This is a genomic window from Allobosea sp. Root483D1 (assembly GCF_001429505.1).
GTDB lineage: Bacteria > Pseudomonadota > Alphaproteobacteria > Rhizobiales > Beijerinckiaceae > Allobosea.
Genome location: NZ_LMJW01000011.1, coordinates 513389 through 526769, shown reverse-complemented (window position 1 = coordinate 526769; position 13381 = coordinate 513389). Strand labels below are relative to the sequence as shown.

General features: G+C 67.1%; 11 protein-coding genes and 1 pseudogene. 6 read left to right on the top strand and 6 right to left on the bottom strand.

From position 1 onward, the window contains the following. Positions 1-10 precede the first annotated feature (10 nt). The 3 genes and pseudogenes from ASE66_RS33965 (at position 11) to ASE66_RS33690 (ending at position 789) form a co-directional block, all read left to right on the top strand. Positions 11-172, top strand: a complete 162-nt coding sequence (locus tag ASE66_RS33965) for an enolase C-terminal domain-like protein (RefSeq protein WP_413814262.1) — start codon at positions 11-13, stop codon at positions 170-172. Positions 173-200: 28 nt separating this feature from the next. Beyond that, positions 201-494, top strand: a pseudogene (locus ASE66_RS33960) (hypothetical protein); the annotation flags it as partial. A 19-nt stretch (positions 495-513) separates the two neighbouring features. Continuing rightward, a complete protein-coding gene (locus ASE66_RS33690) occupies positions 514-789 on the top strand; it encodes a hypothetical protein (protein WP_320409767.1) in 276 nt (91 codons plus the stop codon). Between the two features lie 181 nt (positions 790-970). On the opposite strand, the gene ASE66_RS12320 is transcribed toward ASE66_RS33690, so the two are convergent. Next, positions 971-1642, bottom strand: coding sequence for a GntR family transcriptional regulator (locus ASE66_RS12320; protein WP_057189877.1), 672 nt, complete (start codon positions 1640-1642; stop codon positions 971-973). A gap of 111 nt (positions 1643-1753) precedes the next feature. Between ASE66_RS12320 and ASE66_RS12315 the strand changes: the two genes are divergently transcribed. After that, a complete protein-coding gene (locus ASE66_RS12315; protein ID WP_082613376.1) occupies positions 1754-5164 on the top strand; it encodes a molybdopterin-dependent oxidoreductase in 3411 nt (1136 codons plus the stop codon). 41 nt (positions 5165-5205) lie between these two features. After that, complete coding sequence (locus ASE66_RS12310) at positions 5206-6648, top strand: short-chain fatty acid transporter (RefSeq protein WP_057189876.1); 1443 nt, start codon at positions 5206-5208, stop codon at positions 6646-6648. 84 nt (positions 6649-6732) lie between these two features. Here ASE66_RS12310 and ASE66_RS12305 read toward each other — a convergent pair whose 3' ends face one another. Genes ASE66_RS12305 through ASE66_RS12285 form a run of 5 tightly spaced genes read right to left on the bottom strand, consistent with a single transcriptional unit; the run spans position 6733 to position 12198 of the window. Further along, the gene (locus ASE66_RS12305; protein ID WP_057189875.1) at positions 6733-7911 is read right to left on the bottom strand and encodes an AGE family epimerase/isomerase; all 1179 of its coding nucleotides are present in this window, start codon (positions 7909-7911) and stop codon (positions 6733-6735) included. Then, positions 7911-9089: an aminotransferase class V-fold PLP-dependent enzyme gene (locus ASE66_RS12300; RefSeq protein ID WP_057189874.1), complete on the bottom strand. Its 1179-nt coding sequence runs from the start codon at positions 9087-9089 to the stop codon at positions 7911-7913. Before ASE66_RS12300 ends, ASE66_RS12305 begins: the two co-directional genes overlap by 1 nt. A 7-nt stretch (positions 9090-9096) precedes the next feature. After that, positions 9097-9972, bottom strand: coding sequence for a carbohydrate ABC transporter permease (locus tag ASE66_RS12295; protein WP_057189873.1), 876 nt, complete (start codon positions 9970-9972; stop codon positions 9097-9099). Continuing rightward, positions 9953-10906 (bottom strand): carbohydrate ABC transporter permease, encoded by a 954-nt coding sequence (locus ASE66_RS12290; protein ID WP_082613385.1) that lies wholly within the window; start codon positions 10904-10906, stop codon positions 9953-9955. The genes ASE66_RS12295 and ASE66_RS12290 overlap by 20 nt, the downstream gene beginning before the upstream one ends. Positions 10907-10908: 2 nt before the next feature. Beyond that, positions 10909-12198, bottom strand: coding sequence for an ABC transporter substrate-binding protein (locus tag ASE66_RS12285; protein WP_082613375.1), 1290 nt, complete (start codon positions 12196-12198; stop codon positions 10909-10911). A 138-nt stretch (positions 12199-12336) separates the two neighbouring features. Here ASE66_RS12285 and ASE66_RS12280 point away from each other — a divergent pair, with 138 nt between their 5' ends. Further along, positions 12337-13371, top strand: coding sequence for a LacI family DNA-binding transcriptional regulator (locus tag ASE66_RS12280; RefSeq protein ID WP_057189871.1), 1035 nt, complete (start codon positions 12337-12339; stop codon positions 13369-13371). Positions 13372-13381: the final 10 nt, after the last annotated feature.

The following is a 13381-nucleotide window of genomic DNA, read 5'->3' as shown; positions in this document are numbered from 1 at the left end:
CCGCGAGCGCATGGGGCCGGACTTCGGCCTGCGCATCGACCCCAACGGCGTCTGGTCGGTCCCAACGGCGATCCGCATCGGCCAGCGGCTGGAAGCCGTCGGCATGGAGTATTTCGAGGACCCCGCCTGGGGGCTCGAAGGCAACGCCAAAGCAATTGCTCGCCCGCTATGAGCGCCTCTATACCGGCGCGATCAGCGATGTGGTGCGCGAGCACTGCCTGACCGAGCAGACTCTCCCGAATGCGCTCGTCCCGCTGAGATCGGAGAAGACCGTCGCCGGCTTCGCCTTCACCGTGAAGAGCGCGCCCAACACCAAGGTCTCCGGCGAACTGACCTTCCGCACCCAGATGCTCGACGCGATGGCTGAGGACAGCTTCGTGGTCTGGAATACCTCCGGCGACCAGGAAGCGACGGCCTGGGGCGGCGTCATGACCGCGACCGCGATCGGCAAGGGCATCCGCGCCGCCGTGATCGACGGCGGCATCCGCGACACCCACCAGATCCTGGAGAAGGATTTCCCGGTCTATTATCGCTATCGCAGCCCCAACGGCGCTCGGCCGCTGCCTGATCTCGCACTACCAGACCCCGGTGAAGATCGGCTCCTGCTGGATCAGGCCCGGCGACATCGTCATCGGCGACATCGACGGCGTCATCGTCGTGCCGCGCAGACTCGCGGTCGCCGTCCTGGAGCGGGCCGAGGAGATCCTGCGCAACGAGAAGACGATCTTCGGCTGGGTCGCCGACGGCGAGAGCGTCCAGGCGATCGCCGAAAAGGGCGGGTATTTCTAGGGGTATGAAGCGAGCTGCCGGCTCACCCGGAGCCAGATCTCATCGCCGCTGATCCGGCTCGGCCGTCTGGATCGGGAGGCCGAGCCACTATTGGTGCGCGGCGAGCGAGCGCCCTCCGGCGCAAAACACACCGGCCTACGGAGCGCTATCGCTCGCCGTCAAAATCGACCTCGGGCTGTCGTCAGTTGGTCGCCTGAGCATTCCGCTGGGCGATCGCCTCGGTGAAGATCGGTTCCCAGGCCATGATATGGCTTGCCATCAGCGCCTCCGCCTCGTCTTCAAGTCCCTGCTTGATGATCTCGATGATGCGGTAGTGCTCCGGCACCGACGATTTCTGCCGCGCGAGGCCGTGCGGCGAGCGGATCCCGTAGAGGCGCATCCGGTCGCGCAGGCGCAGCACGATGTCGGCGAGTACCTCGTTGCCGGCCAGCGCCAGCAGCTCGGCATGGAAGGCCCTGTCGGCGGCGAGATAGCGCGGCACATCCCCCGTCTCGACGGATGCGGCGATGGCATCGGCCAAGGCCTGGAGCTCTGAGAGATTCTCAGCTCCCATCCTGACCAGCTTGCGGAAGGCCGACGTCTCGAGCTGCGCGCGCACCTCGAAGATGCCGCGAAGCTCGTCGAGCGAGGGGTCGACGACCCGGAAGCCGCGATTTCGCATCGGCTGGAGCAGTCCGTCCGAGGTAAGCTGGAGCAGGGCTTCGCGGATCGGCGTCGTCGAGATGCCGAGCGTGCGTGCCAGAGACGGCACGGAACAGACCGTACCCGGCGGCATTTCGCCCGAGACGATCTCGATCCGCAGCTGATGGACGACCTTTTCGCGCAGATTGGCATCGCCTGAGACCAGCTGCATCCGTTCCCCACCCTGCGTCTGCATATCCTGCGCTCTCTGCCACGATCCACCCGGATATAGCGAGTCGCATCTCAGGCTTGAAGTAGCGCGTCACGCGTTATACATTACTGCATGCCCGACCTGCGCCAAGCCGAGATCAAAGAGGGGTATTGCACCCTGTGCCGCTCCCGCTGCGGCTCGCTGAATCACGTGCTGGACGGGCGTTTGGTGGCGGTTTCGCCCAATCCGTCCCATCCCACCGGGGCGGCGCTCTGCGCCAAGGGGCGAGCCGCGCCCGAGCTGGTCGAAAGCCCGCTGCGGCTCAGTAAACCGCTGAAGCGCACCGCGCCGCGCGGCGCCGATTCGCCGGAATGGATCGAGATCGAGTGGTCGGAGGCGCTCGACACGATCGCCGAACGACTTGGCACGATCCGGAACGAAACCGGGGCCGAGACGGTCGCGTTCGCGGTGACGACGCCGAGCGGCACGCCGATGGTCGACAGCTTCGAATGGGTCGAACGCTTCATCCGCTGCTTCGGCAGTCCCAACCTGATCTATGCGGTCGAGATCTGCGGCTGGCACAAGGACTACGCCCAGGCCCTGACCTATGGCCGCGGCATCGGCGCCGCCGACTACGACAATGCCGACGCCATCGTGCTGTGGGGGCACAACCCGACGCGGACCTGGCTGGCGCAGGCGACCCGGATCGCCGAGGCCCGCAAGCGCGGCGCCACCGTCGCGGTGGTCGATCCCAAGCGCGGTGGCGCCGGCGAGAGCGCCGATCTCTGGCTCGGCATCCGCCCGGGGGCCGACGGGGCGCTTGCGATGGGCGCGATCCGCCATCTCCTCGCCAATCGCAGCTATGACGACGCCTTTGTCCGGCAATGGACGAACGCGCCGATGCTGGTCGATCTCGCTACGGGGGGCCTCGTTCGCGCGCGGGATCTCTGGCCGGAGAGCGCAGCCGAGGCCTTCGTGCTGCTGCGGCCGGACGGCTCAGTACAGGCCTACGACACGCGCCAGGCACTCGAACGACCGCAGGATATCGTCCTCGATGGCGAGGCGGAGCTGCGCGGCGCGGATGGCAGGACGATCGCCTGCGTCACCGTGATGCGGCTGCTGGCGCGCGAAGCCGCCGCCTTCACGCCGGAGCATGTCGCTGGGATCACCGGGCTCGCCCCCGCCGATCTCGCCCGCTTCTACGCCCTGTTCGAGGGCTCGCCGCGCCTCGCCTATCACTCCTGGACCGGCGTCGGTCAGCATTCCAACGCCACCATGATCGAGCGCGCCATCGGCACGCTCTACGCGCTCACCGGGGCGAGCGACCGGATCGGCGGCAATGTCTGGACGAGCGCGCCGCCTTTCCGTGCGGTGAACGACTATGCCCTGCTGCCGGAAGCACAGCGCCGCAAGGCGCTCGGTCTCGCCGAACTGCCGCTGGGGCCACCAGCCAAGGGCTGGATCACCGCACGCGATTTCTGCCGTTCCGTGCTCGAGGGCGAGCCCTACCGGGTTCGCGCGTTGATGAGCTTCGGCACCAATTTCGTAGTGTCGCAGGGCGACTCCGGGCGCAATCGCGCGGCGCTGCAGGCGCTCGAATTCCATGTCCATGTCGACATGTTCATGAACCCGACCGCCGAACAGGCCGACATCGTCCTGCCGGCCAGCATGCCCTGGGAGCGCGAGGCACTGAGGCTAGGCTTCGAGATCACTCAGGAAGCGGTTGAGCATATCCAGCTGCGCCAGCGCATCGTGCCGCCGCGCGGCGACGTCCGGGCCGATTACGACATCGCTTTCGATCTCGCCTGCCGCCTCGGTCATGCCGACGCCTTCTTCGACGGCTCGATCGAGGCCGGCTGGAACCATCAGCTCGAGCCGCTCGGGCTGACGGTGGCGCGGCTGCGGACGGAGCCCGCCGGCATTCGCCTGCCGCAGCCAAATCCGGAATGGAAATTCGCCCTGCGCCGGGCGGAAGGTGGAGTCGCCGGCTTCCCGACGGCAAGTCGACGGGTCGAGATCTATTCCGAGCAGCTTCTCGCGCTCGGCCATTCGGCCCTGCCCTGCCATGTCGAGCCGGCGAGCGCAGAAGGGCGTCCGGCAGAGCTGCCGCTTCTGCTCTCGACCGCGAAATCCGGCTGGTTCGTCCACAGCTCGCATCGCCATGTCGCCTCGCTGCGGCGCAAGGCGCCGGACCCATCTGTCGAACTCAGCCTGGCCGATGCGAAAGCGCGTGGCATCGCCGCCGGCGACTGGGTGATCGTGCGCACGCGCGACGGCGAGGCGAGGCTGCGGGCGAAGCTGGAGCCGACGCTGCCTGCCGGCACCGTGATCGCCGAGTTCGGCTGGTGGGAAGCCTGCACGCCGCTCGGACGTTCCGGTGCGCCGGTGACGGGAGCGGCGACGCGCAACATCAATGCGGTTCTGTCGGATCGTGACCGCGACCCGATCAGCGGCTCGGTGCCGCTGCGGGCGGTCGCTTGCGAAATCGTCCGCGATGATACCGCCTCGCGCGGCTGGTGGACGGGGGAGCGCGCCTTCCGTGTGACCTCGCGCCGGGGAGAGGCGGACGATGTCCTCGCCTTCGGTCTGACGCCTGTCGATCGCGGGCCATTGCCAAGCTTCCTGCCCGGACAGCATGTCCAGGTGACGGAGCCGCAGACGCAGCTCTCGCGCAGCTATTCCCTGACCGGCGCCAACGATAATCCAGCCGAGTTCGAGATCGCGGTGCGTCGCATCGGGCCGGGTGGCGAGGGCGCACCGCCGGGCCGGATGTCGACGCGCCTGCACGAGCTCACGCCGGGGAGCCTCGTCACACTGCAGCCCCCGGCGGGGATATTCACGCCTCCGCTGACCGGGAAACGCCCGGTGATCCTGGTCGCCGCCGGCATCGGCATCACGCCCTTCATCGGCTATCTCGATGCGCTCGCGCGGATCGCGCCCGAGCTGCGCCCGCCTTCCGTCGAACTGGTCTATATCTGCCGAAACGGGGCCGAACAGCCTTTCGGCGACTGGCTGCAGAGGATCGCCGGCAGAATCCCGGAGTTACGGGTGATCCGGGCCTTCACCCGGCCGCGGCCGCAGGATCGTCCCGGCCGTGACTATGACCATGCCGGCCGACCCGACATCGCGGCGCTCGGGCTCGTCCCGGGCGCGCATCGCCCCCTCGCCTATCTTTGCGGGCCCGACGGCTTCGTCGCTGAAACCAAAGCTGCCCTGGTCGGCACCGGCCTGCCGGGCTTCGACATCTTCAGCGAAGTCTTCGTCTCCCAGATCGAGATTCCGCCCGACCTGGCGCCGCGCCGCATCGTGCTGGAGCGCAGCGGCCGGTCCTTTGCCTGGTCGGCGCAGGCCGGCAGCCTGCTGGATGCCGCGGAAGCGGCGGGGCTGTCGCTGCCAAGCGGCTGCCGCAGCGGCCAATGCGAGAGCTGCTGCCTGCGCGTCGTCTCCGGCACGGCGAGCCATCTCTCGCCTTATGACGGCGCGCCGGACAGCTGCCTGACTTGCTGCGCGGTGCCGCTCAGCGACCTCGTTCTCGATGCCTGATGTGAAGCCAACGGCGGAAAAACCGCCATGTGGAGGGGAAGATGACTGATACGACCTTGAATGGCCGGACGGCGGAGCCGCCGCGTGAAGGCGTGCTCGTGCGCCTGTCGCAGACCATGGTGGCCTTTTCCGAGCGCTGGTTCCCGGACGCCTACATCTTCGTCCTCTTGGCGACGGTGGCGGTCGCGCTCGCGGCGATCGTGCATGGCGGCTCGCCGGTCGCGGTCAGCGCGGCCTTCGGCGAGGGCTTCTGGAGCATCATCCCCTTCACCATGCAGATGGCGCTGGTCGCCATCGGCGGCTACATCGTGGCGCTGTCGCCGCCGGTCGCGGCGCTGATGCGGCGCGCTGCCGCCGTGCCAACGACCGGCCGCGGCGCCGTCGTCTTCGTGGGCGTCGTCAGCATCCTGCTCTCGCTGGTCAACTGGGGCGTCAGCCTGATCTTCTCGGGATTGCTGGTGCGCGAGATCGCGCGGCGCAAGGACATCCGCCTCGACTATCGCGCGGCGGGCGCTGCCGGCTATCTCGGCCTCGGCTTCGGCTTCACCCTTGGCATCAGCTCCTCGGCGGCACAGCTCCAGGCCAACCCGGCGAGCATCCCGCCTTCGTTGATGCCAATCACCGGCGTGATCAGCTTCTACGAGACGATCCTGACCTGGCAGAACCTCTTGGTGATCGTGGTCGGAACGCTGCTCTCGGCGGCGATCTGCTACTACACCACCCCGTCCGATGCCGCTGCCAAGACCGCTGCCGATCTCGGCGTCGATCTCGTCGACGCCAAGGTCGAGCAGAAGCCGACGCGTCCCGGCGACTATCTCGAATTCAGCCCGATCCTGACGATCCTGATCGTCGTGCTGGCGGCCGGCTGGTTCTACGAGACCTTCAAGTCCGGCAACCCGCTCATCACCATGTCGGGCCTCAACACCTACAACTTCGTCTTCCTGCTCGTCGGCGCGCTGCTGCACTGGCGCCCGCGCAGCTTCCTGGTCAGCTTCTCGCAGGCGATGCCGAGCGTCGCCGGCGTGCTGCTGCAGTTCCCGTTCTATGGCGGCATCGCCTACATGCTGACGCGGGTGAAGACCGAGGGCGCCTCGCTCTCCGACACGATCGCGCACTGGTTCGTCAGCCTCGCCAGCGACACCAGCGTGTTCTCCTTCATCGTCGGCATCTATTCGGCGGTGCTCGGCTTCTTCATTCCCTCGGCCGGCGGCAAATGGATCATCGAGGCGCCCTACATCATGAAGGCCGCCAACGAGATCGGCGCGCATCTCGGCTGGACCGTGATGGTCTACAACATCGCCGAAACCCTGCCGAACTTCATAAACCCGTTCTGGATGCTGCCGCTGCTCGGCGTGCTCAAGCTGAAATCGAAGGATTTGATCGGCTACACCTCGATGCAGTTCTTCATCCACTTCCCGGTGGTGATGCTGCTTGCGGTCGCCCTGATGCACACCTTCACTTACCGGGCGCCGGTCATCCCGTGATAGGCTGAGCGTTGGTCAGCGCCCTGCCGTCGCTCTCGCGGCGGCGGGGCGGCGTTCGTCGCAAGGCTGATAGGGCAAGCTTATCTAGGGGCTCGATGCCATGCCGAGCCGCACGCGCTCCCACTCCGCCATGGCGAGCAGGAGGTGGTACAAGACGCGTACCGGAATCATGGTTTGCGTAGGGGTTCCATCTCTCGTCAGCTGATTGAACCAGAGCCCCGTCTCGGGCGCGACGAAGCAGCGGAACATGCTGTCGAGGTGGATGTCGAGGCGCCGGGCGGCGTCGGCATCGCCGAGCAGCTCGATCCGGGCCAGGAATGCCTTGATCGCCTCGGTCTGCGGCCAGAGCAGCTTCGTCGCCGCAACGAGTCCTCCGATCCGGTCGACCGCGTCGAAGGCCGCGACGGGGCCGGCGCTGCCCTCGTCGAGACCGTGTTTTATCGCGAAGCCGTAGAGCCTGTCGGCGAGATCGCGTGCCTGCACATCCCCGGTGAGCCGCCAGTGGTGCAGCAGCAGCCAGGTCCATTCGAAATGATGTCCGGGCTCGCGCAAGGCGCCGGCGGCGCCAGGAGCCGGCTGCCAATCCGTGGTGAAATATTCGCCGAGCGAGCCGGTCGCAGCGTCAATCATCCGCTCGCGCGCCAGCCCGACGATGCCACAGGCATGGTCGAGCCAGCGCGAGTCACCCGTGGCCTCGGCGAGGGCGTGGAACGCCTCGAGCAGATGCATATGCGGGTTCTGCCGCCGCGGCAGCGTGCCGAGCGTATCCTCGGCAAAGCCGCCTTCGGGATGCGCCAGCTCGCGCTCGATGAAGCCGATGACTTCGTTCGCGATGGCGAGGGCCTGCTCGTCCTGCGTCGCGCGATAGAACCAGGCCATGGCGAACAGGACGAAGGCGAGGTCGTACAGATCGGTGCGGGCATCGATCGGCGAGCCGTCCTCGCCGACGACATGGCGAAACCGCCCCTGCCCGTCCTGGCAGGCATCGCGCAGGAAGGCAAAGCCATGCCGCGCCACGGCGAGTGCCCCGCTCGCGGGATCGAGCAGATGGGCATGGCTGAAGACATAGGTCAGACGCGCCGTCACCAGCGTCGTCCTGACCGCGCCGGCATCCTGCGTGGCAGCCGCCGGATCGAACCATTCAACGAACCCCGGGCGACCGGGCTGCACGACACGCTGGGCCCAGCCTGGAATCAGAACCTGCCTCAGCCAGTCGCGCCCCGGCAGGCCGGCGCCGGTTTCCGCCGCATCCAAGCGCTTCATCAGACGATGTCCTCGGCGAGGAATGCCTGGACGAAGGCCGCGAGCTGCTCGTAATCCGCTTCTTCATTGTAGGCTTGGGCCGAGAGCCGCAGCCAGAGCCCATCGCCGATCGCAGAGACCGGCGCATCGCAGCCCCTGATCTCAAGCTGTCGCCGCGCCGCCAGGGCCCGATCAGGGCTCGCCGGGCCAGGGACTGGCAACCGGACGAGCCGCATCGCCGCCGAGAGCGCGGAGCCGGCGCCTATCTCGGTTCCCAAAGCCGTGGCGAGAATGTCGGCCCCACCTTCGGCAAGGGCGTTGTTGCGGGCCCGCAAAGCGGCTCCGCCCAGCGTCTCATGGAAGGCCAGTGCCGCCTCGACCGCGAGGAAGGCGCTGGGGTCGCGCGTCCCCGTCCAGTCGAACTCCTCGATATAGCCACGGCCGAAGCCATGTGAGATCGTCAGCGGATGGATGGCGGCCTGGTGCTCCGGCCGCGTCCAGAGGAAGGCGCAGCCTTTCGGCGCCATCAGCCATTTATGGCAATTGCCGACATACCAGTCCGCATCGAGCGCGCGCACGTCGAGATCGACCAGGGCCGGCGCATGGGCGCCGTCGACCAGCACCGGCACGCCGGCCGCGCGGCAGAGCGCAACCAGACGGGCGATGGGCATGACCAACGCGCTGGCCGAAGTGACGTGGTCGAGGACCGCAATGCGCGTCCGTTCGCTCAGGGCCGCGCCGACCGCGGCGACGATCTCGTCGGCATCGGGCTGCGGGAAGCTGATCGTCGCCTCGACGATCTTCAGGCCATGCCGCTGCGCGAGATAGCGCACCGTGTTGCGGACCGCGCCATAGGCATGGCTGAGGACGAGGACCTCGTCGCCCGGGGCGAAGTCCAGCGAGCGCAGCACTGCGTTGCAGCCACTGGTCGCATTGTCGACGAAGACGAGATCGCGCCCATCCGCGCCGATGAAGCGGCCGAGGCTGTCCGCAGCCTTGCGCAGGGCCGGAGGCAGAGTGAGGCGCATGAACAGCGAGGGCTGCTCTTCCATGCGCCGCCGCCAGCTCTCCTGCGCGTCGAGGACGACCTTTGGCGCCGCGCCATAGGCGCCATGATTGACGGTCAGCTTGCTCCAGTCGAGCAGCCATTCGTGACGGATGGCGGCGCCCAGCGGAACGGGTGGAGTGGCAGCTGTCATCGCGCTTTCACCGCTTCAATCCGGAGGCCGCGATGCCCTCGATGATGTGCTTCTGGAACATCAGAAAGGCGGCGAAGACCGGTACGAGACTGAGGATCGACATGGAGAACAACGGCCCCCAGGCCGACCGGCTGGTCGCATCGATGAAACCGCGCAACGCCAGGGGCACGGTGTAGTTGGCGACATCGGTGAGATAGAGCAGCGGGCCGAAGAAATCGTCCCAGGTCCAGATGAAGGAGAATATCGCAGCTGCCGCCAGCACCGGCCGCGACAGCGGCAGCATGATGCTCCAGTAGATCCGCCAGGGTCCGCAGCCGTCGATCACCGCCGCCTCGTCGAGTTCGCGCGGGATGCCGCGAAAGAACTGCACCATCAGGAAGATGAAGAAGGCATCGACCGCCAGGAATTTCGGCACGACCAGCGGCCAGAAGGTGTTGAGCCAGCCAAGCTTCTGGAACAGCACGTACTGAGGGATGAGGGTGACGTGATAGGGCAGCATGAGCGTGCCCAGCATCGCGGCGAACCAGAGCTTCTTCAACGGAAACTCCAGTCGGGCGAAGGCGAAGGCGGCCAGCGAGCAGGCGACGAGATTGCCGATGACGGCCAGCCCCGAGACGATCAGCGAATTCAGGAAGAACCGTCCGAACTGGATGCCGAGGCCGAACCAGCCCTCGACATAGTTCATGAGTGTGACCGTCTGCGGCCAGAGCGAGAGGTCGCTGAAGATCTCGTCCTCGGGCTTGAACGAGCTGCTGAGCATCCACAGCAGCGGATACAGCATCGCCAGCGATGCCAGCATCAGCGCCACATGCTTGGGCAGCGCCCGCCATGAGCGATCGACCTCCTCGGCCACGGCAGTGCCCTCAGCGCGGATCGTCTTCATAATAGACCCAGTAGCGTTGCGACAGGAAGGCGAGCGCCGTGAAGGCGGCGATCGTCAGCAGCAGGATCCAGGCGAGCGCCGAGGCGTAGCCCATGCGGAAATAGGCGAAGCCCTGCTGGTAGAGGTAGAGCGTGTAGAACAGTACCGAATCCACCGGCCCGCCGGTGCCGCCGCTGATGATGAAGGCCGGCGTGAACGCCTTGAACGCCTCGATCGTCTGCAGCACCAGATTGAAGAAGATCACCGGGGCGAGCAGCGGCAGCGTGATCCGGGTCAGTTGCTGGCGGCGGGTGGCACCGTCGATGCTGGCGGCCTCGTAGAGATCGCGCGGAATCTGGCGCAGGCCGGCGAGGAAGATGATCATCGGCGAGCCGAACTGCCAGACGCTCAGCAGCACGAGCGTGTAGAGCGAGGTCGCCGGGTTCGAGATCCAGCTCGGGCCGTTGACACCAAAGACCAGCCACAACAGCTGGTTGACCAGGCCGTCATAGCCGAAGACCTGCTTCCACAGGATCGCGACCGCGACGCTGCCGCCGAGCAGCGACGGCAGGTAGAAGATCGCCCGGTAGATGCCAAGCCCGGCGATGCCGCGGTTGAGCCACATCGCGACGGCGAGCGCAAAGCCGAGCTTCAGCGGCACCGACAGCGCGACATAGCTCAGGGTGACCCCAACCGAGGTCCAGAACTTCGGATCGGATGTGAAGATTCGCTCGTAATTCGCGCCGCCGATCCATTGCGGTGAACGCAACAGGTCGAAATCGGTGAAGGAGAGATAGAGCGAGACGAGTGTCGGGCCGAGCGTCAGCAGGAAGAAGCCGGCGAGCCAGGGGGCCAGGAAGAGATAGCCCGGCAGCCCCTGTCGCCAGCCGCCGAATCGCCGGCGCCGGGCCGAAAGGCCCGGCGCTGCGACCGCGGTGTCGCGGAAAGCCGTCATCATCACGCCTTGGACAGGATGCGCTCGGCCTCCGAGACCAGCTGGTCGGCGGCCTGCTTCGGCGTGAGCTGCTTGAAGCCGGTCTTTTCGGCGGCCTGCCGGATCAGGGCGGTGACCTCGGCGGCTCCCTTGGGCGGCGCCGGCGGCAGCGGCGCGGGACCACGCTTGCTCAGCGCCGAGAGATGGTCGACCTGGAGCCGGCCGGTCTCGTCGAGATCGCCCGCCAGGAGCTCGCGAACCTTCGCGGACGGCGAGACGCCGCGCTCGACGCCGAGCAGCTTGGCGCCATCGGGCTTGAGGACCATGAAGTCGATCAGGGCAGCGGCCGCCTTGGGATCGGCTGCGGTCGCCGACACGCACAGCATCATCGAGGGCTTGAGGTATTCGCCCGGCTTCTCCCCCTTGGGGTGGAAGGCCATGCCGATCTTGCCCTTGTTGGCGGCCTGATAGCCGACGATCTGATTGCTGTTGGTGAAGGTGATCGCGGCACGGCCGGTCGTCAGCAGGTCGCTGTCGATGGTGATCTTGTCGGTGGCAGCGATGTCGGCCGGCGCAATTGCGCCCTTGGCGCGCATCTCGGCGCAGAGCGCCAGCCAGGACTCGGCGTCGTCGCGCGTGAAGCCGAGGCGCCCGGACGCATCGTAGAGCGCGCGCCCGCGCGTCAGCACCCAGTATTCGAGCTCTGGCTCCATCACGCTCGGATCGGCCGCGCCGAAATAGCCGCGCTTATTGGCCTTCTTGGTGATGCTCTCGCCCAGCGCCGTGAACTCGGCCCAGCTCATCTCGGGCGTCGGCGCCGGCAGGCCGAGCTTGTCGAGCATGGTCTTGTCGTAGAGCAGCACGTCGCTGTTCATGCCCATCGGGATGCCGTACTGCTTGCCGTCGATCTTGCCGGCTTCGATCACCGAGGGGACGTAGTCGCTGGGATCGATCACCGACGGGATCAGGTCGTCGAGCGGCCGCAGGGCGCCGCGCCGCGCATATTCAGGCAGGTAGCGATAATCCATCTGGATGATATCGGGCGGATTGCCGCCGGCGACCTGGGTCGCGAGCTTGGTCCAATAGGCATCCCAGCCGACGCTTTCGGGGACGATGTCGAGACCGGCATTGCGGCCCTTGAAGGCATCGATGGCGGCCTGGGTCCGCTTGGCGCGGTCGGCCCCGCCCCACCAGGAGATACGCAGCCGGCCCGATTGGGCTGCAGCGGGCGATCCCGCCAGCTTCAGCACGGCCGGCGCCGCGATCACTGCCCCCAGGCGCAACATTTCACGCCGTGATACCGTCTTTCCCATTGCTGCTCTCCCTGGATACCTTGCTCGCCATCCCCGAGACTGGGCATCTTGCTGACTGGAAAGTGCCCATCTGACGCGAGCGTTTCATAGTTTTATCCTTAGTGCAACGATATACCTGAGGCTGACAAGGCATTTCACATGGCGACGATCCTCGATGTGGCCCGCGCTGCCGGCGTCTCGGCATCCAGCGTTTCGAACTTCCTGAACGACCGGCTGAGCAAGATGACTCCGGCGACGCGGGAGCGGATCGAGGCGGCCATTGGGCAGCTGAACTACCGGCCGAGCCAGGTCGCGCTGCAGCTGAAGACCGGCAAGACGGCGACCATCGGCTTGCTCGTCCCGGCCGTGGCGAACCCGTTCTTCGGGGCGATCGCCATGGCGATCCAGCGCGCCGCGCAGGCCCGGGGCTACCAGGTGATCCTGTGCAACACCTTCCGCGATCCGCAGCGGGAGCGGGAGTTCGCCGCGGACCTGATGGCGCTCGGCGTGCGCGGCATCATCACGGGCTCTTCGCTCCTGAACCCGGAGCACCTGTCCGAACTCGCTTCCAGGGGGCTCACCGTGGTCGCCTTCGAGGGCGATGCCGCCGCCGCTGCGCCAGGCATCCATGTCGTCTCGGTCGACAACGTCATGGTGACGACGCTCGCCGTCGACCACCTGGTCGCGCTCGGACATCGCCGCATCACCTATGTCACCGGCCCGGCCCAGACTGCCGCCCGCGTCGCCCGACTGAAGGGCTTCCGCGCCGCGACCGAGCGGCATGGGCTCGGCGACGAGGCCCGCATCCACGAGATCTCGCTGCCGCAGAACCAATACGGCGACGACATGATCGCCGAGCTCGGTGTCGACGCCGCACTCGCGCTGGCCAAGACCTCCCCGCGCCCGACGGCCCTGATCGCGATGAACGACCTGCTGGCGATCGGCCTGGCCGCTGGCCTGCGCGAGCACGGCATCGTGATCCCGGACGATATCGCCATGGTCGGGATCGACGACCTGTTTCTGGCGCGGCTGATGAACCCGCCGATGACCAGCCTTCGGCAGCCTCTGTCGGCAATGGCCGAGGCCGCCGTCGACTGCCTGGTCGCGGACGGAACGGAGGCAGCGCCGGCGACGAGCCTGATCTTCGCGCCCGAGCTGATCGTCCGGCAATCGACGGCCCGGACCGCAGGCTGAACCGAAGTGC